We start from the raw sequence: 19,796 nt of genomic DNA, 5'->3' as shown, positions 1-19,796 counted from the left end.
CGCTAGCAGAAGATGAGATGAATTCGCAATTGCTGCTGATCAGCGTTTATCCCAGACCTCGAAATGGTAGGCCGGGCCATCGCCCTCGGCGGCCTGGGCCTGGCTCGAGGCCAACTGCCACCGCCCCAGGTCGTACTCGGGGAACCAGGCATCGCCCTGGGGCGACAGCTCGACCCGGGTCAGATACATGCGGCTCACTAGCCCTTTTTCCAGCGCCTGGCCGTAAAGCTGCGCGCCGCCGATCAGCATCAGCTCCTCGACGCCCTGCTCCCGGGCCCATTGCTCGGCGCGTACCAGCGCGGCTTCCAGCGACGCGAACACCTCGGCGCCGGCCAGTTGCAAGCCAGGCTGGCGGCTGACGACGATGTTCAAGCGCCCCGGCAACGGCCGGCCCAGCGAATCCCAGGTCTTGCGCCCCATGATGATCGGCTTGCCCAGGGTGGTGGCCTTGAAGTACTTGAAGTCCCCCGGCAGATGCCAGGGCATGGTGTTGTCGATGCCGATCACACGGTTCTCGGCGAGGGCCGCGATCAGGCTGAGGGGGAGTGAGGTAGTCATGGCGGCGAGGATAGCACCGGGCACGTGGGTTATGCTTGCGCCCTGACCTGTGCAATGGACGAGCTTGTGACTGCACTGACTGAACTGGACAAGCGCTGGCTCACCGAAGCGGTGCGCCTGCGCGAAGAACACGCCGGCCCCCTGGAGGACCAGGAAGCCAACCGCCGCGCCCGCCAGCAGGGTGGCGACCTGGCTACCCGCATCGAGGCCCGGGCCCTGTGGCTAGCCGAACGCGACGGCATGGCCGAGGCGCTGCGCCACTGGAAGCAAGGCGCCCGCCTGGCGTTGATGGCGTTGATGGTGCTGGCCGTGTTCAGCGGCGCCGGCCTGGGCCTTGCCGCGCTGGGCGATGGCCAGCGCCCGGTGAACGTATTCTGGGCCCTGGGCAGCCTGCTCGGGCTCAACGTTTTGCTCTTGGCCGGTTGGGCCATCGGCTTTTTCTACGCCGGCGAACAGGGCGCAACGCTGGGCCGCCTGTGGCTGTGGCTGAGCGAACGCCTGGCCCGTGATGCCAAGGCCGCGCAGCTGGCCCCGGCGCTGCTGGTGCTGTTGCAGCGCCAACGCCTGAATCGCTGGCTGCTCGGTGCCCTGGTGCATGGCCTGTGGCTGTTGGCGATGCTGGCGGCGCTGGGCATGTTGCTGGCGTTGCTGGCGACCCGGCGCTACGGCTTCGTCTGGGAAACCACGCTGCTCGCCGCCGAACCCTTCATCGCCCTCACCCACGCCCTCGGCGCCCTGCCCTCGCTGCTGGGCTTCGCCGTGCCGGACGAGGCCATGATCCGCGCCAGCGGCGACACCCTGCCGGCCCTCGACCTGGCGCGCCAGGCCTGGGCCAGCTGGCTGCTCGGCGTGGTGCTGGTCTACGGCCTGTTGCCGCGCCTGGTGCTGGCCGCGCTGTGCCTGTGGCGCTGGCGCCAGGGCCGCGGGCGGCTGGCCCTGGACCTCAACCTGCCCGGCTATGCGCAGTTGCGAGAAGCGTTGATGCCACGCAGCGAGCGGATCGGCGTGCAGGACGCGGCCCCGGAGGCGCTCCCGCAGTTCGAGGCCGGGCAACTGGACAGCGGCAGCAGCGGCGCGCTGCTGGTGGGCCTGGAGCTGGACGACCAGCATCCCTGGCCACCGGCCCTGCCGAAAAACGTGACCAACGCCGGCGTACTCGACAGCCGCGAATCGCGCCACAAACTGCTCGAACAGCTTGGCCGCTTCCCCCCGGCGCGCCTGGCCATCGCCTGTGATCCACGTCGCTCACCGGACCGCGGCAGCCTGGCGCTGCTCGCGGAGCTGGCGCGCAATGCCGGCGCCACGCGCATCTGGCTGCTCCAGCCGCAACCCGGCCAGGCGCTGGACGCCGCGCGTCTGGGCGACTGGCACGACGCCCTCGACCGCCTGGGCCTGCCCCACGCCGACACCTCGCCGCTGACCTGGCTGGAGCATGGCCATGACTGAGCCGCTGAAACTGGCCGTGGTCGGCCACACCAACGTCGGCAAGACCTCGCTGCTGCGCACCCTGACCCGCGATGTCGGGTTCGGCGAGGTCTCGCACCGCCCCAGCACCACCCGCCATGTCGAAGGCGCGCGCCTGTCGGTGGACGGCGAACCGCTGCTGGAGCTGTACGACACCCCCGGCCTGGAAGACGCCATCGCCCTGCTCGACTACCTCGAACGCCTGGAGCGACCGGGCGAGCGGCTCGATGGCCCGGCCCGGCTGGAGCGTTTCCTCCAGGGCAGCGAGGCGCGCCAACGCTTCGAACAGGAAGCCAAGGTGCTGCGCCAGTTGCTGGCAAGCAACGCCGGGCTGTATGTGATCGACGCCCGCGAACCGGTGCTGGCCAAGTACCGCGACGAGCTGGAGGTACTGGCCGGTTGCGGCAAGCCACTGCTGCCGGTGCTCAACTTCGTCGCCAGCCACCAGCACCGCGAGCCGGAATGGCGCGAAGCCCTGGCACGGCTGGGCCTGCACGCGCTGGTGCGGTTTGACAGCGTGGCCCCGCCGGAGGACGGCGAACGACGCCTGTACGAAAGCCTCGCCCTGTTGCTGGAAGAAGCCCGCCCGGCCCTGCAGCGGCTGATCGATGACCAGCAGGCGCAGCGCCTGGCCCGCCAGCACAGCGGCAAACGCCTGATCGCCGAATTGCTGCTCGATTGCGCCGCCTGCCGGCGCAGTGTCGAGCCCGCCGACGAAGCCAAGGCCATCGAGGCCCTGCGCCGGGACGTGCGCCAGCGCGAGCAGCGCTGTGTCGAGGCGCTGCTCAAGCTGTATGCCTTCCGCCGCGAAGATGCCGATGCCGGTGACCTGCCATTGCTGGATGGCCGCTGGGGCGATGACCTGTTCAACCCGGAAACCTTGAAGTTGCTGGGCGTGCGCCTAGGCAGTGGGGTGGCGGCAGGTGCAGCGGCCGGTGCTGGCGTCGATCTGCTGGTCGGCGGCCTGACCCTGGGCGCCGCCGCGCTGGCCGGGGCCATTGCCGGTGGCGCGCTGCAAACGGCGCGCAACTATGGCGCGCGGTTGATGGGCAAGCTCAAGGGCCAACGGGAATTGACCGTGGATGACACCGTGCTGCGCCTGCTGGCGCTGCGTCAGCAGCAGTTGATGGTGGCGTTGGATAGCCGCGGGCATGCGGCGCAGGACAGCATTCGCCTGGGCGCGCTGGACGAGAAGGCCTGGCGCGAAGGCAAGCTGCCCGAGGCGCTGAGCAAGGCGCGGGCACATCCGCAGTGGTCGGCGCTCAATCCGGGGGCAAAGGTGAATCAGGCGGAGCGCCAGGAGCAGTTGGAGGCGTTGGTCACACAGCTTTGAGAACAGGTCCGGCCCCTTCGCGGGTAAACCCGCTCCCACAGGACCTGCACATGACCTGTGGGAGCGGGTTTACCCGCGAAGAGGCCGGTGCAGGCCATCAAAGTCTCAGAGCAATGCCAAGGCCTTCTGCTTCAGCACCATCAGGTCCATCACCGGCACCCCGACCTCCTTAGCCAGCTCATCCCACTCCCGCATCCGCAGGCTCACCGCAAACAACGGATCCCCCTCGAACGCATCCGCTTCAGCATCGCTCATCACCCCACCCTGATACCCCAGCGTGCGCCGGCTGGCCTCGCTCAGCCGGTCGTAGTACCCCGGCTGACGCAAAGTCAGGTAGCGCTTGGCCTCGACGTGGTACTCCACCAGGCGCGCCATACGCTCGCCGAAGCCGCAACGGCGCAGGTAGTCGGCGCCGAGGCGTTCGTGGCTGACCACGCCATAGCCGCCCATGCTGGCTTCGCCTTCACCCAGCAAGTGACCGATGTCGTGGAAGAACGCCGCCAGCACCACTTCGTCGTCATGGCCCTCAGCCATAGCCAGTTGCGCGGCCTGGGACATATGTTCGAGCTGGGTGATGGCTTCGCCGATGTAGTCTGCGCTGCCGTGGTGTTCATAGAGGGCGAAGGTGTTGTCGATGGTCTGGTGCGAATTGGGCATCGTGTTTTCCTTTGAAGACGTCATCGCGGGGCAAGCCCGCTCCTACGGGCGTCGTGGGAGCGGGCTTGCCCCGCGATGGGGCCCTTACTGCTGGGCGACTTTCTCCGACTTGCCGTCATAGCGCTTGCGCCATTCGCTGAGGATCTCGTCGCGGTTCTTCGAGGCCCAGGCGAAGTCGTTCTTGATCAGACGCTGCTCGTAGTCCGCCGGCAACTCGGTCTGGGGCTTGGCGATGCCCGGCGCGGCGAGCACGGCGAAGTTCTCTTTGTATAGCTCCATCGCGGCGGGGCTGGCGGAAAAATCTGCCAGGCGCCTGGCCGCATCGGCTTTCGGCGAGCCCTTGATCACGGCAGTGGCCTCGATCTCCCAGCCCAGGCCTTCCTTCGGCAGCACGATGTCCAGCGGCGCGCCCTGGCGCTTGAGCTGCACGGCCGGGTACTCGAACGAGATGCCGATCGGGAACTCGCCGGCGGCGGCCAGCTTGCACGGCTTGGAGCCGGAATGAACGTACTGGCCGATGTTCTGGTGCAGGGCGTCCATGTAGGCCCAGCCCTGGGGCTCGCCGAAGGTCTGCAGCCAGGCGCTGACATCCAGGAAGCCGGTGCCGGACGAGGCCGGGTTGGGCATGACGATCTTGCCCTTGTACTCAGGTTTGGTCAGGTCCTGCCAGCTCACTGGCTTGGTCAGGCCCTGCTTTTCAGCCTCGACGGTGTTGAAGCAGATGGTCGCAGCCCACACGTCCATGCCCACCCAAGCCGGCGGGTTGGCGGCGTCGCGGTAGTTGGGCGAGATCTTGCCCAGGTCTTTCGGCGCATAGGCGTCGAGCATGCCGTTCTGGTCGAGAATGGCCAGGCTGGAGGCCGCCAGGCCCCACACCGCGTCGGCCTGCGGGCGGTCTTTTTCGGCCAGCAGCTTGGCGGTGATGATGCCGGTGGAGTCACGCACCCACTTGATCTCGATGTCCGGGTTGGCCTTCTCGAAGGCCTGCTTGTAGCTCTTGAGCTGCTCGGCCTCAAGGGCGGTGTAGACGGTCAGCTGGGTGGCGGCAGCCGAGGCCTGCAGGCTGAACACAGCGGATACGGCAGCGGCAAGTGCGAGGGGCTTGAACATGGTGCGGTTCCTATCGTTGTGGGCAGTCGGTCAATGGCCGGGGGCGCGTTGGCGCCAGGCCTGGGAGCGGCGCAGCAGGCCGCGTGAAGTAGCGGCCAGCAGCAAAGAGGCGGCGGCGCTGGTGAGCAGGATCAGGGTGGACATGGCGGCGGCGCCGCCGACGTTGCCAGCGTCATCCATGTTCAGCACGGCGACGGCGGCGAGGATGGTGTCGGGGCTGTAGAGGAAGATCGCCGCCGACACCGTGGTCATGCCCGAGACGAACAGGTAGCGGATGATGTCCAGCAGCGCCGGCAGGCAGATCGGTACGGTGACGCGCATGAAATGCTTGTACAGCGGCGCCTTGAGCGACAGCGCGGCGGCTTCGAACTCGCCGTCGAGCTGGCGCAGGGCAGTGGTGGCGGTCATCTGCGCGGTAGTCAGGTAGTGGGCGATGGTGCACACCACCAGCAGCGCCATGCTGCCGTAGAACACATGCAGCGGGTTGCCGTTGAGGTTGAAGAAGAACACGTAGCCCAGGCCGAGTACCAGGCCGGGCACGGCCATGGGGATGAAGCTGAGCAGGCGCAGGGCCTGGTTGAGCAGGCGTTGGCCCTGGGTCTTCTCCATCAGGTAGGCGCCGCTGAAGATCACCACGCTGCCGATCAGCGCGGTGCACAGGGCCATGGTCACGCTGTTGCGGTAGGCCAGCCAGCCGCCACCGGCTGTGTCATCGAACTGGTAGTGGTTCAGCGACAGCGACAGGTTGTAGGGCCAGAACTTGACCAGCGACGAATACACCGCCATGCCGATCACCGCCAGCAACGCCGCGCACACCAGCAGCACCAGGGCCAGGAAGCAGGCATCGCGCAGCCTGCAAGGCTTGGGCTCGAACACCTGGGCCCGGCCGCTCATGGCATCGCCCTGGCGGCGACGCAGCCAGGCATCGACCGCAAAGCTGAGCAAGGCCGGCACCAGCAGCACCATGCCGATCAGCGCGCCACGGCCGAACTGTTGCTGGCCAACGACGGCCTTGTAGGCCTCCAGCGCCAGCACCTGATAGTCGCCACCGACCACCACGGGCACGCCGAAGTCGGTGATGGTCAGGGTGAACACCAGGCAGAACGCGGCGAACACGGCTTGGCGCGTGGCCGGCCAGGTGATGCTGAAGAAGGCCCGGGCTGGCCCGGCGCCCATGCTCGAGGCGGCGTCGAACAGCCGGGCATCGGCCAGCGACAGCGCCGACAGCAGGATCATCAGGGCATGGGGGAAGGTGTAGATGGCCTCGCCGAGGACGATGCCCCAGAAGCCGTAGATGTTGTCGCTGAGCAGCCCGCGCAGCAGGCCCTGGTTGCCGAACAGGTACACCAACGCGATGGCCGGCAGCATCGACGGCGCCAGCAGCGGCAGCAAGGAAATGCCGCGCCACAGGCCCTTGGCCGGGATCAGCGTGCGTTGCAGGGCATAGGCGAACAGGTAGGCCAGCGGCACGACGATGGCCGCGACGGTAAAGGCCACCGACAGGCTGTTGCCGAGCAGCCAGTGGAAGTTGGCGCTGGCGAACAACTCGCGGGCTGCCACCAGGCCACCGCCCTGGCCGGCATCGGCACTGAAGCCTTTCCAGAAGATCGCCAGCAACGGCATCAGCACCGCCAGCACCAGCAGGGTCAGCAGCAGGCTTTTGCCACCTACGACGAACAGGCGGTCACCGAAGGCGACGCCACTGCGCGGCGCGGCCTTGGCGGTGTTCAGGGGCAGGGTCATGGGCGCGGCCATCTCAGGCAAACACCTGCAGGCTCTGCGGTGGCAGGGCCACCCAGATGTCTTGCGAGCCCAGACGCGGCATGGCTTCTGGGGCCAGCTCGGCGAGCAGAGCATGGCCCGGCAGGGCCTTGAGCTCGAAGCTCATGCGGCAGCGGTTGCCGAGGAAGGTGATCTCGCGGACCTTGGCCGGGAACAGGTTTTCCTCGTGCACCACCGGGTTGACGGTGATCGCCTCGGGGCGACAGAACAAGCGGCCGCTGCTGGCACGGCCGGCGTTGGCCGCCAGGCGCATGTTCATGCTGCCGACCTGGGCATGGCTGTCGCTGCTGCGCTGGAACGGCAGCCAGTTGCCCTGGCCGACGAACTCGGCGACGAACGGCGTGGCCGGCTGGTCGTAGATTTCCTGCGGGGTGGCGTACTGCTCGACCTGGCCGTTGTTCATCACGGCGATGCGGTCGGCCATCAGCATGGCCTCGTCCTGGTTGTGGGTGACCATCAGCGTGGTGATGCCCAGTTGGCGCTGCAGCTGGCGCAGTTCGGTGCACAGGTGCTCGCGCACCCGGGCGTCGAGTGCCGACATCGGCTCGTCGAGCAACAGCAGCGATGGCTTGGGTGCCAGGGCGCGGGCCAGGGCCACGCGTTGCTGCTGGCCGCCGGAGAGTTGGCCGGGGTATTTCTTTTCGCTGCCCGACAGGCCGACCAGTTCGAGCATCTCGCTGACACGCTCGCGCACCTGGTCACGGCTGCTGGCGGTCAGGCCGTAGGCGATGTTGGCTTCGACGGTGAGGTTGGGGAACAGCGCGTAGGACTGGAACAGGATGCCGTAGTCACGGGCCTGGGGCGGCAGCTCGGAGATATCGCGGTCGCCGATGTACAGGCTGCCGCGGTCCTGGCGTTCCAGGCCGGCGATGCAGCGCAGCAGGGTGGTCTTGCCGCAGCCCGAGGGGCCGAGCAGGCACACCAGCTCGCCAGCGGCGATGTCCAGGGACACGTCGTTGAGCGCGGTGAAGGCACCGAAGCGTTTGTGGATGCCGCGCACTTTCATCTGTGCGCCCGGGGTGACGTGGTTCATGGCAGGTCCTCATCGAAGCGATGGGGGCCATGCTAGGCAGGCTGTGCGAAGGTTCTGTGGCGTTGGGGCAAAAGCCGGTGATAGTGGTATAGGCAGATTTGGTAGTGGCCATACCGGCCCTATCGCGGGGCAAGCCCGCTCCCACGCAGTCTGCGTATTGGCTGCGTGGGAGCGGGCTTGCCCCGCGATAGGGCCCTGTCAGAATTGCGAACCAACGACCTCCTGCGCCACCCCCAGGAACGCCGCCGGCAACCGCGCCTGGCGGCGCTCCTTCAGGCAATACAGGTATTCATGCATCACCGGCGCATCCTCCAGCGCCAGCACCCGCAACTCGGGGTTATGCGGCACCTCATGGCGGGCAATGATGCTGATGCCGATATTGCGCAGCACCGCCTCGCGGATCGACTCACGGCTGCCGATCTCCAGCAGCGCCCCGGCCTTCACCCCGGCGTCCTGCATCATCTGCTCGGTGAGCTTGCGGGTGGTCGAACCCTTCTCGCGCATCAACAGGCAATGCCCGGCCACCACGTCGATCGACACTGCCTGGCGCTGTGCCAGGGGATGGTTGCGGTGCACCGCCAGCACCAGCGGGTCGGTGCCCAGCACCCGGCGTACCAGGCGTGCGTCTTCCAGCAGTTGCGACGAGGCGGCGATGTCCACCCGGTAGTCCTCGAGCATTTCCAGCACCTGCTGCGAGTTGCCGATCTCCACCGCCACCTCGACCTGGGGCAGGCGCTCGCGGAAGATCTTCACAAGGTCCAGGATGTAGTACGGTGCGGTGGCGGCGATGCGCAGGCTGCCCTGGGCCTGGCCGCTGTTGCGCAGTTCGAACTCGATGTCGGCTTCCTGCTGCAGCAGTGCCTTGACCATCGGCAGCAGGCGCACGCCCTCCTCGCTCAGCACCAGGCGCCGGCCGCCGCGGTAGAACAGCTCGACGTTGTACTGGCTTTCGAGGTTGCGGATCTGCGTGGTTACGGTGGGCTGGCTGAGCCCGAGCTTCTTGGCCGCCAGGGTGATGCTGCCTTGGCGGGCCACCATGTAGAAGGCTTTGAGCTCGGCGCTGAGCATTGTGGATAACCTCTTGTGGAACAGTTGCATGAACTGTGGGAGCGGGCTTGCCCCGCGATACCGGCGCTGCCGCGCCATTCCATCGCGGGGCAAGCCCGCTCCCACGTTGCCACGTTGCCACGTTGCCACGTTTAGCAGAGCTGAGCGCTGTGCTACTTGCGCAGCAGGCGCAGGCCGTTGAACACCACCAGCAGGCTCACGCCCATGTCGGCGAACACTGCCATCCACATGGTGGCCATGCCGGCGAAGGTGATTGCCAGGAATATCGCCTTGATCCCCAGGGCCAGCACGATGTTCTGGGTGAGGATCGCCGCACTTTGGCGCGACAGCCTGACGAACGCCGGGATTTTGCGCAAGTCGTCGTCCATCAGCGCCACGTCGGCGGTCTCGATGGCGGTGTCGGTACCGGCGGCAGCCATGGCGAAGCCGATCTCGGCGCGGGCCAGGGCCGGCGCGTCGTTGATGCCGTCACCGACCATGCCGACCCGGTGGCCCTCGGCATACAGGCGCTCGATGGTGGCGAGCTTGTCCGCCGGCAGCAGGTTGCCCTCGGCGCGGTCGATCCCCACCTGGGCGGCGATGGCCTGGGCAGTATGGGGATTGTCGCCGGTGAGCATGACCGTCTTGATACCCAGCTCATGCAGTTCGGCGATGGCCTGGCGGCTGCTGTCCTTGACCGTGTCGGCCACGGCGAACAGCGCCAGCGGGCCGCTGCGGTCGAGCAGCAGCACCACGGTCTTGCCCTGGCGCTCCAGCTGGTCGAGCTCGGCCTCGAGCTGCGCCGAGCACAGGCCCAGTTCCTCGACCAGGCGATGGTTGCCCAAGTGGTAGGTTTCACCGTCGATGTCGCCGCGCACGCCACGGCCGGCCAGGGCGGCGAACTCGGTGACTTCGCTCAGTGCCAGGCCTTGCCCCTTGGCGAAGAGCGCGATGGCGCCGGACACCGGGTGGTCGGAGCGGTCGGCGAGGCTTGCCGCCAGCGCCTGGGCGCGGCCTTCGAACAACGGGTCGAGCACCTTGCTGTCGGTCTGTACCGGTTTGCCGTGGGTGATGGTGCCGGTCTTGTCCAGGGCCAGGAAGTCGAGCTTGCGCCCACCTTCCAGGTACACTCCGCCCTTGATCAGGATGCCCTTGCGCGCCGCGGCGGCCAGGCCGCTGACAATGGTCACCGGGGTGGAGATCACCAAGGCGCAGGGGCAGGCCACCACCAACAGCACCAGGGCGCGGTAGATCCAGTCGAACCAGGCGCCGGCCATGAACAGCGGTGGGATGATCGCCACGGCCAGGGCCACGGCGAACACCACCGGGGTGTAGATGCGCGAGAACTGGTCAACGAAGCGCTGGGTCGGCGCACGGGCGCCCTGGGCCTCCTCGACCGCCTTGATGATGCGTGCCAGGGTCGACTGGCCGGCTCCCGCAGTGACGCGGTACTCCAGCGAACCGGCCTGGTTGATGGTGCCGGCGAACAGCTTGTCGCCCACGCCCTTCTCGACCGGCAGGCTTTCGCCGGTGATCGGTGCCTGATCGACGCTGGATTGCCCACTGACCACCTCGCCGTCCAGGCCGATTCGCTCACCCGGGCGTACCCGCACCAGGGCGCCTAGCGTCACCTGGCGCACCTCGACTTCGCGCCACTGCCCGTCAGCCTGCTGCACGGTCGCCATGTCCGGCGCCAGTTGCATCAGGCCTCCGATCGCGTTGCGCGCACGGTCCAGCGAGCGGGCCTCGATCAGTTCAGCCACGGTGAACAGCACCATCACCATGGCCGCTTCCGGCCACTGGCCGATCAGCACCGCGCCAGTCACGGCGATGCTCATCAGCGCGTTGATGTTGAGGTTGCGGTTCTTCAGGGCGATCCAGCCCTTCTTGTAGGTGCCCAGGCCGCAGCCGAGGATGGCGACCAGGGCCAATGCTGCGACCACCCATTCCGGCGCCTTGCCAGAGAAGTGCACGAGCTCGGCGGCGATCGCGGCCACACCGGACAATGCCAGCGGCCACCAACGGGTCTTGGCGGCAGGCGCGGCGCTGGCCTCGTCATCACCGCTCAGCGGCTCGGCCTGCATGCCCAGGCTGTCGATGGCGCGCTCGATCTCGGCAGTGCCGTCGAGGGTGTGGCGCACGCCCAGCACGCGGTTGATCAGGTTGAATTCCAGCTGTTCGATGCCGGCCATCTTGCCCAGCTTGTCCTGGATCAGGGTCTGCTCGGTCGGGCAGTCCATGGCCTGGATGCGGAAGCGGCTGAGCTGCGCCCCGGCGCTGGCCTTTTCGGTCAGTTGCACCAGGGCCGGCGCGGCACTGGCCCCGCAGCAGCTGTGGGCGTGGGCTTCATGGCGATGGCCTTGGTCGCCATGCGCGTGGTCATGGGCGTGGTCATGCTTGTGTTCGGGGCTGACAGGCTGGTTCATGGGTTTGTCCTTAAAGGGAGCCTGTTGCCAAGTGAACACCCTGTAGCCACTATAGGGTCAAGCCCTCTGCAGGAGAATTGCCATGAAAATCGGAGAACTGGCCAAGGCCACTGATTGCGCCGTGGAGACCATTCGCTACTACGAGCGTGAGCAGTTGCTGCCCGAGCCCGCCCGCACCGATGGCAACTACCGGCTGTATACCCAGGCCCACGTGGAGCGGCTGACGTTCATCCGCAACTGCCGCACCCTGGACATGACCCTCGACGAGATCCGCAGCCTGCTACGCCTGCGCGACAGCCCGGAAGGCTCGTGCGGCAGCGTCAATGCGCTGATCGACGAGCATATCGAGCATGTGCAGGCGAGGATCGATGGGTTGCTGGCGCTGCAGACGCAGCTGGTGGAGCTGAGGCAGCAGTGCAATGCGCAGGGGGCGGAGTGCGCGATTCTGCAGCAGCTGGAGACCAATGGGGCGGTGTCTGTACCGGAGACCGAGCATTCCCATGTGGGGCGTAGCCATGGGCATTGAGGCCAAAAGCATCGCGGGGCAAGCCCGCTCCCACGCAGACTGAGTATGCGTGGGAGCGGGCTTGCCCCGCGATAGCGTCTGCTCAGGCGATGAGGATCTGTCAGACCGCCATCGGCGCCGTCATCGGTGCATGGTGCTCATAGCCTTCCAGCCAGAAATCACTCGGTTCGATCTTCTCCAGCCACTCCGGCTCGTACTTGCCGGTCTCGGCAAACGCCGGCACCCGGTCACTGATCACCAGCTTCGGCGCCGCCAGCGGCTCACGCTTCATCTGTTCGTTGAGCATGTCCAGGTGGTTCTCGTACACATGGGCATCGCCAATGAAGTAGGTGAACCAGCGCGGGGTGTAGCCGGTCAGGCGGCCGAACAGCGACAGCAGCGCGGCGCCTTCGGTGAGGTTGAACGGCGTGCCCAGGCCCAGGTCGTTGGAGCGGATGTAGAGGGTCAGAGAGATTTCCCTGGTCTCGACATTCGGGTGGAACTGGTACAGCAGGTGGCACGGCGGCAGGGCCATCTCGTCGAGCTGGGCGCAGTTCCAGCCGTGGAACAGGATGCGGCGGCTGCCCGGGTCGTTGGCGATGGTGTCCAGGCACTGGCGCACCTGGTCGATGGCCTTGTACAGGATGACGAACGCCTGGCCGTCTTCCTCGTCCTGGGCGATCTGGCGGAAACCGGCCTTTTCGGCCATTTCGATGGCGGCCGGGTTGCTCAGCGCGATGCGCTTGTAGCCCGGCCACTGGCGCCATTGCACACCGTAGATTTCGCCAAGGTCGTCATGCCCCAGGCGGAACGGGTTGGCCAGCCACTGGGCGTTTTCGTTGGCGTTCTGGTCCCAGACCTTGCAGCCCAGTTCGCGGAACTCGCCGGCGTTCTTCACGCCACGCAGAAAGCCCACCATCTCGCCGATCGCCGACTTGAAGGCCAGCTTGCGCGTGGTGATGGCCGGGAAGCCTTTTTGCAGGTCGAAACGCAGCATGGCGCCCGGCAGGCTGATGGTGCGGGTGCCGGTGCGGTTTTCCTGCAGCGTGCCGTTGTCGATGACGTCACGGACCAGATCTAGATACTGTTTCATCGCATACCTGTAACAAGAACGGCAGGGGGATCGCCCCTGCCGTGGGAATCAGACGGCGGCCTTGGCCGTAGGTTTACGGTTGTAGGCCCACCAGATCAGGAAGATGCCGCCGACGATCATCGGCACGCAGAGCAACTGACCCATGGTCAGCCAGCCAAAGGCAATGTAGCCCAGCTGGGCGTCCGGCACCCGCACGAATTCCACGATGAAGCGGAAGATGCCGTAGAACAGCGCGAACATGCCGGAAACGGCCATGGTCGGGCGCGGCTTGCGCGAGTAGAGCCAGAGGATGACGAATAATGCCACACCTTCCAGGGCGAACTGGTACAGCTGCGACGGGTGACGCGGCAGTTGCGCCGGGTCGCTGAACGGAGGGAAGACCATGGCCCACGGCACGTCGGTGGCCTTGCCCCACAGTTCGGCGTTGATGAAGTTGCCGATGCGCCCGGCGCCCAGGCCGATCGGCACCAGCGGTGCGACGAAGTCCATCAGCTCGAAGAACGACTTGTTGTTGCGCTTGCCGAACCACAGCGCCGCCAGCATCACGCCGATGAAGCCGCCGTGGAACGACATGCCGCCCTTCCACACTTCGAAGATCAGCGTCGGGTTGGCCAGGTACTGGTGCAGGTCGTAGAACAGCACGTAGCCCAGGCGTCCGCCAACGATCACACCCATCGACAGCCAGAACACCAGGTCGGACAGCTTCTCGCGGGACCAGGTGGGGTCGAAACGGTTGAGCCGGCGCGAGGCCAGCAGCCAGGCGCCGCCGATGCCGATCAGGTACATCAGGCCGTACCAGTGGATTTTCAGCGGCCCGAGGGCCACGGCCACGGGATCTATCTGCGGGTAAGGCAGCATGGATTTTCCTCTTGGTTCAAATCAGAAAACTTAAGCCGACGCAGAACAGCAGCGCGGCGAACAGACGTTTGAGCAGGCGCGGCGACAGCTTGTGCGCCAGGCGCGCGCCATAGCGGGCAAAGAACATGCTGGTCACGGCGATACCGACCAGCGCGGGCAGGTAGACGTAACCCACGCTGTGGGCCGGCAGGTGTTCTTCGTGCCAGCCGAGCCACATGAAACTCAGCGCACTGGCCAGGGCGATCGGCAGGCCGCAGGCCGACGAGGTGGCCACGGCCTTCTGCATGGGCAGGCTGCGCCAGGTCAGAAACGGCACGGTCAGCGAGCCACCGCCGATGCCGAAGATCGCCGAGGCCCAGCCGATCACGCCGCCGGCGCCGATCAGGCCAGGCTTGCCAGGAATGCCACGGCTGGCCTTGGGCTTGAGGTCCAGGGCCATCTGCACGGCGATCACCAGGGCGAACACGCCGATGATCTTCTGCAGCATCGGGCCCTGGATCAGCGAGGCCGTCTTGGCCCCCACCAGCGCGCCGAGCAGGATGCCCACGGCCATCCAGGTGAAGATCGGCCACTGCACCGCGCCTTTGCGCTGGTGCTCGAGCACGGCGTTGATCGAGGTGAACACGATGGTGGCCAGCGAGGTACCGACCGCCAGGTGGGTGAGGACCGCAGGGTCGAAGCCTTGCAAGGTGAAGCTGAACACCAGCACCGGCACGATGATGATGCCGCCCCCCACGCCGAACAGCCCGGCCAGCACGCCGGCGCAGGCACCCAACAGCAGATAGAGTACGAATTCCATTCGTGGCCCCTGTGGAAAACAATCCGGCATGGTAACGGAAGCCAAGCCCGGCGCTCTAGTGAAGTCTGTGTCAGGTGATGGATCGGCTCCTCCGGCGCGGGTAGAGTGGCCGAAAACACAGGGGACAACCTATGTGCCTGATCGTATTCGCCTGGCGGCCGGGTACCGCCCGGCCACTGATCGTCGCGGCCAACCGCGACGAGTTCCATGCCCGCCCGACCCAGGCCCTGGGGGCCTGGGAGGATGCTCCGGGGGTGTACGCCGGGCGTGACCTGGAGGCCGGCGGCACCTGGCTTGGCGTAGGGCCGCAAGGGCGCTTCGCCGCGCTGACCAATATCCGCGACCCGCGCCAGGCGTTGGGGCCACGCTCGCGGGGCGAGTTGGTGGCGGCGTTTCTGCAGGGTGAACTGGGGGTTGAGGCGTATCTGGATTCGGTCGCCAGCCGCAGTGGGCAGTACTCCGGGTTCAACCTGCTGGTCGGGGATGCCGGGCAGCTGGGCTATCTGCATGCCCGGGACGCGGCGCCGCGCCTGCTGGAGCCGGGGGTCTACGGGTTGTCGAATGCCGGGCTGGACACGCCGTGGCCCAAGCTGGTCAAGGCGCGCAGCGGGCTTGAGAAGCTGCTCGAATCAGCTGAGCCCGAACAACTGCTGAGTTTGCTGGCCGACGGTGAGCCGGCCGCGGACAGCGAACTGCCCGAGACCGGCGTGGGGCTGGCCACCGAGCGGCTGCTGTCGAGCGTGTTCATCGCCAGCCAGAACTACGGGACGCGGGCGAGTACGGTGCTGATCGTGGATGAGCGGGGGCGGCGGCGCATGGTGGAGCGCAGTTTCGGGCCGTTTGGGGGGCATCTGGGGGAGGTTGAAGTGCTGGTTTGATGTTTCTGATCGCCTGTGCGGGCCTCTTCGCGGGTAAACCCGCTCCCACAGGTTATGTGCAAGCCCTGTGGGAGCGGGTTTACCCGCGAAGAGGCCGGTACAGGAAGCCTCATGCTCAGAGGGTCTTGTTGGCCCCAGGCCCGATCATCCGCGCCAGCCCCAGATTCTTCAGCGCCAGCTGCAGCGAACTGTGGATAACCTGCGGGTTGTCATGGCTCATGGCATCGACCAGCAGCTCCTTGGCCTTGCTCATGTTGATCTGGCGCAGCATCCATTTCACTTTCGGCAAGTTGGTGGCGTTCATCGACAGGCTATCGAAGCCCATGGCCATCAACAGGATCGCCGCTGCCGGGTCGCCCGCCATCTCGCCACAGATGCTCACCGGCTTGCCTTCGCCATGGGCGTCGCGCACCACGGTGTTAAGCGCTTGCAGTACGGCCGGGTGCAGGTAGTCATAGAGGTCGGCGACCCGCGGGTTGTTGCGGTCGACCGCCAGCAGGTACTGGGTAAGGTCGTTGGAACCGACCGACAGGAAGTCCACCTGCCGCGCCAGCTCCTTGGTCTGGTACACCGCTGCGGGGATTTCCACCATCACGCCCACCGGCGGCATCGGCACGTCGGTGCCCTCGTCGCGGACTTCGCCCCAGGCACGGTGAATGAGGTGCAACGCCTCTTCCAGCTCGTGGATGCCGGAAATCATCGGCAACAGGATGCGCAGGTTGTTCAGGCCCTCGCTGGCCTTGAGCATGGCGCGGGTCTGGACCAGGAAGATTTCCGGGTGGTCGAGGGTGACGCGGATGCCGCGCCAGCCGAGGAACGGGTTCTCTTCCTTGATCGGGAAGTACGACAGTGCCTTGTCGCCACCGATGTCGAGGGTGCGCATGGTCACCGGCAGCGGGTGGAACGCCTGCAGCTGCTCACGGTAGATCGCCAGCTGCTCTTTCTCGCTGGGGAAGCGCTGGTTGATCATGAACGGCACTTCGGTGCGGTACAGGCCGACACCCTCGGCGCCACGCTGCTGGGCGCGCGCCACGTCGGCGAGCAGCCCGGTGTTGACCCACAGCGGCATGCGGTGGCCGTCCGGGGTGATGCACGGCAGCTCGCGCAGGGCATCGAGCCCCTGGGCCAGCTGGCGCTCCTCCTCGACCACGTCGCGGTACTGCTTGCGCAGCACTTCGCCGGGGTTGGTGTAGACCTCGCCCTTGTAGCCGTCGACGATCAGCTCGATGCCATCGACTTTCGAATACGGCAGGTCGACCAGGCCCATGACCGTGGGGATGCCCATGGCCCGGGCGAGAATCGCCACGTGGGAGTTACCCGAACCGAGTACCGAGACCAGGCCGACCAGCTTGCCTTCCGGCACCTCGCCGAGCATGGCAGGGGTCAGCTCTTCGCTGACCAGGATGGTGTTGTCCTGGTACACCAGCGACTGCGAACGGGCTTCCTGCAGGTAGGCGAGCAAGCGGCGGCCGAGGTCCTTGACGTCGGAGGCGCGCTCGCGCAGGTAGTCGTCGTCCATCAGTTCGAAGCGGTTGACGTGCTCGCCAACCACCTGGCGCAGGGCACCCTGTGCCCACTGGCCGGTCTTGATGACCTCGGTCACCTCGCCACCGAGGGCGGCGTCCTCGAGCATCATCAGGTAAACGTCGAACAACGCGCGCTCTTCCGGGCGCAGCTGGGTGGCCAGTTTGGCCGACAGCTTGCGCATGTCTTCGCGCACGCCTTCGAGGGCGTTGTTGAACAGCTTGAGTTCGTTGTCGATGTCTTCGACGGTCTTGTCCGGCACCACTTCCAGATCAGCCGGCGGCAGCATCACCACGGCACGGCCGACCGCAGCCCCTGGCGAGCCCGGCACACCGACGAAGCGCGCCTCCTGGATGCCTTTGCCCTGGCGGCCCAGGCCGCGGATCGAGCCGGTGGCCTCGGCATGGGCGATAACCCCGGCGAGCTGGGCGCTCATGGTGACCAGGAAGGCTTCCTCGCCTTCATCGAACTGGCGGCGCTCTTTCTGCTGGATGACCAACACCCCGACCACGCGGCGGTGGTGGATGATCGGTGCACCGAGGAAGGAGGCGAATTTTTCTTCGCCGGTCTCGGCGAAGTAGCGGTAGCGGGGGTGGTCGGCGGCGTTTTCCAGGTTCAGCGGCTCTTCCCGGGTGCCGACCAGACCGACCAGGCCCTCGTTGGGGGCCATGCTGACCTTGCCGATGGAGCGCTTGTTGAGGCCTTCGCTGGCCATCAGCACGAAGCGGTTGGTCTCGGGATCGAGCAGGTAGACCGAGCAGACCTGGCTGCCCATGGCTTCCTTGACGCGCAAGACAATGATACCCAACGCCGTCTTGAGATCTTTGGCGGAGTTCACTTCCTGGACGATCTTGCGCAGCGTATTGAGCATGGCTCGGGGTCGGACTCCGTCGTCAGTCGCGCGTCAGCAGGCGCGGGGCTAGCTCTTTCAGGGCGCGTCGGTAGACCTCGCGCTTGAATGTCACCACCTGGCCCAGCGGATACCAGTAGCTGACCCAACGCCAGCCGTCGAATTCCGGTTTGCCAGTCAGGTCCATGCGCACCCGTTGCTCATTGCTCACAAGGCGCAGCAGGAACCACTTTTGCTTCTGGCCGATGCACAGCGGCTGGCTGTGGGTGCGCACCAGGCGCTGGGGTAAACGATAACGCAACCAGCCACGGGTGCAGGCAAGAATTTCCACATCGTCGCGCTCAAGGCCGACTTCTTCATTCAGCTCGCGGTACAGGGCGTCTTCCGGCGTCTCGTCAGGGTTGATTCCGCCCTGGGGAAACTGCCAGGCATCCTGGTTGATCCGCCGAGCCCATAGCACCTGCCCGGCATCATTCGTAAGAATGATCCCGACATTGGGGCGAAAACCATCGGGGTCGATCACGGCAGCAACCTCGCAAACGCATGTCGCGGCATTGTTCCACAAAGCTTGCGAGCGCAGCAACGCGCCCGCCAAGCTTATGTGCAGCGAGGTGAAAACTCCGTATTGTGCGGGGCTTCCCGAGGGCTTCTGCGAGACATTCCCATGCGCCTGGCTTTATTCGATCTGGACAATACCCTCCTCGGTGGCGACAGCGACCACGCCTGGGGTGACTACCTGTGCGAACGAGGCATCCTCGACCCGGTCGCGTACAAGGCGCGCAACGATGCCTTCTACCAGGACTACCTCAGCGGCAGCCTGGACTTGCAGGCCTACCTGGCCTTCTCCATGGAGATCCTTGCCGCCAGCGAACCTGCACAGCTCGAGCAGTGGCACCGCGAGTTCATGCGCGACTGCATCGAACCGATGATCCTGCCCAAGGCCCTGGCTTTGCTGCAGCAGCACCGCGAGGCCGGCGACCAGCTGGTGATCATCACCGCCACCAACCGCTTCGTCACCGCGCCCATCGCCCGCCGCCTGGGCGTGCGCGTGCTGCTGGCGACCGAATGCGAAACGCAGGACGGGCGCTATACCGGGCGCAGTACCGATATACCCTGTTTCCGTGAAGGCAAGGTGACGCGGCTGAAGCGCTGGATGCTGGAGAACGGTTTCAACCTGGAGGACAGCTGTTTCTATAGCGATTCGATGAACGATTTGCCGCTGTTGGAACAGGTAACCCATGCAGTGGCGGTGGACCCGGATGCGAAGCTGCGTGTGGAGGCAGAGCGGCGCGGGTGGCCGGTGATTTCGTTGAGGGATTGAGAATGCCGGGGCCGCTTTGCGGCCCTTTCGCGGCACAAGGCCGCTCCTACAGGGGGATGCGCTCCCTTGTAGGAGCGGCCTTGTGCCGCGATGGAGGGCAAAGCCCTCCCAAAGCTCTAGACCGGCTTGGCGCCCATCAGCCCGGCGATGGACAGGAAACAGACACCGCTGAACACTGCCAGCGCCAGGGTGAACTTCAACCCCGCCACCTCGGCCTTGCGCAGCCGGTTCAGGCGCACCAGCAGCCACCACACGGCAAACGCGCCAACGGTATAGATGACGCTGGACGCCAGCACCCAGGTCTGTCCCAGCGGCCAACCCACCAGGTGCACCAGCCACCAGCCGGTGAACGGCATGCTCACCAGGCAAAGGCCCATCAACAACCAGACGAACACCAGCGGCCGGCGCAGCAATTTGGCGTAGGCCTCGGCATCACCTTTGCGACGGGCGTAGCCGGTCCAGATCGCCAGGCCCAGGGCACCGAGCAACAGCAGCGCGGTGGCGAGGATGTGCAGGGTCTTGAGGGTGGTCAGGTGTTCCATTTCGTGATCGTCCTTC

18 protein-coding genes are annotated in these 19,796 nt (G+C 66.3%); 5 read left to right on the top strand and 13 right to left on the bottom strand.

Going from position 1 to position 19,796, the window contains the following annotated elements; genetic code table 11:
• Positions 1 to 39: 39 nt before the first annotated feature.
• On the bottom strand, positions 40 to 558 hold the full coding sequence (locus F6X61_RS03975) for a dihydrofolate reductase (RefSeq protein ID WP_153785501.1): 519 nt from the start codon (positions 556 to 558) through the stop codon (positions 40 to 42).
• A gap of 54 nt (positions 559 to 612) precedes the next feature.
• Between F6X61_RS03975 and F6X61_RS03970 the strand changes: the two genes are divergently transcribed.
• Together F6X61_RS03970 and F6X61_RS03965 are read left to right on the top strand one after the other, a co-directional pair.
• A complete protein-coding gene (locus F6X61_RS03970; protein ID WP_153785500.1) occupies positions 613 to 2,004 on the top strand; it encodes a DUF2868 domain-containing protein in 1,392 nt (463 codons plus the stop codon).
• On the top strand, positions 1,997 to 3,355 hold the full coding sequence (locus F6X61_RS03965; protein ID WP_153785499.1) for a GTPase/DUF3482 domain-containing protein: 1,359 nt from the start codon (positions 1,997 to 1,999) through the stop codon (positions 3,353 to 3,355). Before F6X61_RS03970 ends, F6X61_RS03965 begins: the two co-directional genes overlap by 8 nt.
• A 105-nt stretch (positions 3,356 to 3,460) precedes the next feature.
• Here F6X61_RS03965 and F6X61_RS03960 read toward each other — a convergent pair whose 3' ends face one another.
• The 6 genes from F6X61_RS03960 to F6X61_RS03935 form a co-directional block, all read right to left on the bottom strand.
• The gene (locus tag F6X61_RS03960) at positions 3,461 to 4,012 is read right to left on the bottom strand and encodes a phosphonate degradation HD-domain oxygenase (protein ID WP_153785498.1); all 552 of its coding nucleotides are present in this window, start codon (positions 4,010 to 4,012) and stop codon (positions 3,461 to 3,463) included.
• An 84-nt stretch (positions 4,013 to 4,096) separates the two neighbouring features.
• Entirely contained in the window at positions 4,097 to 5,122 is a 1,026-nt protein-coding gene (locus tag F6X61_RS03955; protein WP_153785497.1) for a putative 2-aminoethylphosphonate ABC transporter substrate-binding protein, read from the bottom strand.
• Positions 5,123 to 5,152: 30 nt separating this feature from the next.
• Positions 5,153 to 6,877 carry a putative 2-aminoethylphosphonate ABC transporter permease subunit gene (locus tag F6X61_RS03950; protein WP_153785496.1) on the bottom strand — a complete coding sequence of 575 codons (1,725 nt, stop codon included), beginning with the start codon at positions 6,875 to 6,877 and terminating at the stop codon, positions 5,153 to 5,155.
• Position 6,878: 1 nt separating this feature from the next.
• Positions 6,879 to 7,937 (bottom strand): putative 2-aminoethylphosphonate ABC transporter ATP-binding protein, encoded by a 1,059-nt coding sequence (locus F6X61_RS03945; protein WP_153785495.1) that lies wholly within the window; start codon positions 7,935 to 7,937, stop codon positions 6,879 to 6,881.
• Between the two features lie 198 nt (positions 7,938 to 8,135).
• On the bottom strand, positions 8,136 to 9,005 hold the full coding sequence (locus F6X61_RS03940; protein ID WP_153785494.1) for a LysR family transcriptional regulator: 870 nt from the start codon (positions 9,003 to 9,005) through the stop codon (positions 8,136 to 8,138).
• A gap of 152 nt (positions 9,006 to 9,157) precedes the next feature.
• Complete coding sequence (locus tag F6X61_RS03935; RefSeq protein WP_153785493.1) at positions 9,158 to 11,410, bottom strand: heavy metal translocating P-type ATPase; 2,253 nt, start codon at positions 11,408 to 11,410, stop codon at positions 9,158 to 9,160.
• Positions 11,411 to 11,492: 82 nt separating this feature from the next.
• On the opposite strand from F6X61_RS03935, the gene cadR reads away from it, so the two are divergent.
• Complete coding sequence (gene cadR / locus F6X61_RS03930; RefSeq protein ID WP_153785492.1) at positions 11,493 to 11,936, top strand: cadmium resistance transcriptional regulator CadR; 444 nt, start codon at positions 11,493 to 11,495, stop codon at positions 11,934 to 11,936.
• 100 nt (positions 11,937 to 12,036) lie between these two features.
• Here the strand turns inward: cadR and F6X61_RS03925 are convergent, their stop codons facing one another.
• Genes F6X61_RS03925 through F6X61_RS03915 form a run of 3 tightly spaced genes read right to left on the bottom strand, consistent with a single transcriptional unit; the run spans position 12,037 to position 14,665 of the window.
• A complete protein-coding gene (locus F6X61_RS03925; protein ID WP_153785491.1) occupies positions 12,037 to 13,008 on the bottom strand; it encodes a thymidylate synthase in 972 nt (323 codons plus the stop codon).
• Between the two features lie 48 nt (positions 13,009 to 13,056).
• The gene (gene lgt / locus F6X61_RS03920; protein ID WP_110992116.1) at positions 13,057 to 13,866 is read right to left on the bottom strand and encodes a prolipoprotein diacylglyceryl transferase; all 810 of its coding nucleotides are present in this window, start codon (positions 13,864 to 13,866) and stop codon (positions 13,057 to 13,059) included.
• A gap of 16 nt (positions 13,867 to 13,882) precedes the next feature.
• Positions 13,883 to 14,665, bottom strand: a complete 783-nt coding sequence (locus F6X61_RS03915) for a sulfite exporter TauE/SafE family protein (protein WP_153785490.1) — start codon at positions 14,663 to 14,665, stop codon at positions 13,883 to 13,885.
• 131 nt (positions 14,666 to 14,796) lie between these two features.
• Here F6X61_RS03915 and F6X61_RS03910 point away from each other — a divergent pair, with 131 nt between their 5' ends.
• A complete protein-coding gene (locus F6X61_RS03910; protein ID WP_153785489.1) occupies positions 14,797 to 15,543 on the top strand; it encodes an NRDE family protein in 747 nt (248 codons plus the stop codon).
• A 115-nt stretch (positions 15,544 to 15,658) separates the two neighbouring features.
• On the opposite strand, the gene ptsP is transcribed toward F6X61_RS03910, so the two are convergent.
• Both ptsP and F6X61_RS03900 read right to left on the bottom strand, forming a co-directional pair.
• Positions 15,659 to 17,938: a phosphoenolpyruvate--protein phosphotransferase gene (ptsP, locus tag F6X61_RS03905; protein WP_110992113.1), complete on the bottom strand. Its 2,280-nt coding sequence runs from the start codon at positions 17,936 to 17,938 to the stop codon at positions 15,659 to 15,661.
• A 22-nt stretch (positions 17,939 to 17,960) separates the two neighbouring features.
• Positions 17,961 to 18,440, bottom strand: coding sequence for an RNA pyrophosphohydrolase (locus tag F6X61_RS03900; protein ID WP_003249017.1), 480 nt, complete (start codon positions 18,438 to 18,440; stop codon positions 17,961 to 17,963).
• A 141-nt stretch (positions 18,441 to 18,581) separates the two neighbouring features.
• On the opposite strand from F6X61_RS03900, the gene F6X61_RS03895 reads away from it, so the two are divergent.
• Positions 18,582 to 19,238, top strand: a complete 657-nt coding sequence (locus tag F6X61_RS03895) for an HAD family phosphatase (RefSeq protein WP_153785488.1) — start codon at positions 18,582 to 18,584, stop codon at positions 19,236 to 19,238.
• A gap of 116 nt (positions 19,239 to 19,354) precedes the next feature.
• Here the strand turns inward: F6X61_RS03895 and F6X61_RS03890 are convergent, their stop codons facing one another.
• Complete coding sequence (locus F6X61_RS03890; RefSeq protein ID WP_153785537.1) at positions 19,355 to 19,780, bottom strand: DUF2269 family protein; 426 nt, start codon at positions 19,778 to 19,780, stop codon at positions 19,355 to 19,357.
• Positions 19,781 to 19,796 lie beyond the last annotated feature (16 nt).

It is taken from the genome of Pseudomonas sp. EMN2, assembly GCF_009650555.1.
GTDB classification, from domain to species: domain Bacteria; phylum Pseudomonadota; class Gammaproteobacteria; order Pseudomonadales; family Pseudomonadaceae; genus Aquipseudomonas; species Aquipseudomonas sichuanensis.
The sequence above is the reverse complement of the archived record's forward strand: the minus strand, read 5'-3'. Positions and strand labels throughout refer to the sequence as shown.

Bases quoted from the DNA above. Each gene is read 5' to 3' on its own strand.
- F6X61_RS03975 (WP_153785501.1), bottom strand. From the start codon at position 558: ATGACTACCTCACTCCCCCTCAGCCTGATCGCGGCCCTCGCCGAGAAC.
- F6X61_RS03970 (WP_153785500.1), top strand. From the start codon at position 613: ATGGACGAGCTTGTGACTGCACTGACTGAACTGGACAAGCGCTGGCTC.
- F6X61_RS03965 (WP_153785499.1), top strand. From the start codon at position 1,997: ATGACTGAGCCGCTGAAACTGGCCGTGGTCGGCCACACCAACGTCGGC.
- F6X61_RS03960 (WP_153785498.1), bottom strand. From the start codon at position 4,012: ATGCCCAATTCGCACCAGACCATCGACAACACCTTCGCCCTCTATGAA.
- F6X61_RS03955 (WP_153785497.1), bottom strand. From the start codon at position 5,122: ATGTTCAAGCCCCTCGCACTTGCCGCTGCCGTATCCGCTGTGTTCAGC.
- F6X61_RS03950 (WP_153785496.1), bottom strand. From the start codon at position 6,877: ATGGCCGCGCCCATGACCCTGCCCCTGAACACCGCCAAGGCCGCGCCG.
- F6X61_RS03945 (WP_153785495.1), bottom strand. From the start codon at position 7,937: ATGAACCACGTCACCCCGGGCGCACAGATGAAAGTGCGCGGCATCCAC.
- F6X61_RS03940 (WP_153785494.1), bottom strand. From the start codon at position 9,005: ATGCTCAGCGCCGAGCTCAAAGCCTTCTACATGGTGGCCCGCCAAGGC.
- F6X61_RS03935 (WP_153785493.1), bottom strand. From the start codon at position 11,410: ATGAACCAGCCTGTCAGCCCCGAACACAAGCATGACCACGCCCATGAC.
- cadR (WP_153785492.1), top strand. From the start codon at position 11,493: ATGAAAATCGGAGAACTGGCCAAGGCCACTGATTGCGCCGTGGAGACC.
- F6X61_RS03925 (WP_153785491.1), bottom strand. From the start codon at position 13,008: ATGAAACAGTATCTAGATCTGGTCCGTGACGTCATCGACAACGGCACG.
- lgt (WP_110992116.1), bottom strand. From the start codon at position 13,866: ATGCTGCCTTACCCGCAGATAGATCCCGTGGCCGTGGCCCTCGGGCCG.
- F6X61_RS03915 (WP_153785490.1), bottom strand. From the start codon at position 14,665: ATGGAATTCGTACTCTATCTGCTGTTGGGTGCCTGCGCCGGCGTGCTG.
- F6X61_RS03910 (WP_153785489.1), top strand. From the start codon at position 14,797: ATGTGCCTGATCGTATTCGCCTGGCGGCCGGGTACCGCCCGGCCACTG.
- ptsP (WP_110992113.1), bottom strand. From the start codon at position 17,938: ATGCTCAATACGCTGCGCAAGATCGTCCAGGAAGTGAACTCCGCCAAA.
- F6X61_RS03895 (WP_153785488.1), top strand. From the start codon at position 18,582: ATGCGCCTGGCTTTATTCGATCTGGACAATACCCTCCTCGGTGGCGAC.
- F6X61_RS03890 (WP_153785537.1), bottom strand. From the start codon at position 19,780: ATGGAACACCTGACCACCCTCAAGACCCTGCACATCCTCGCCACCGCG.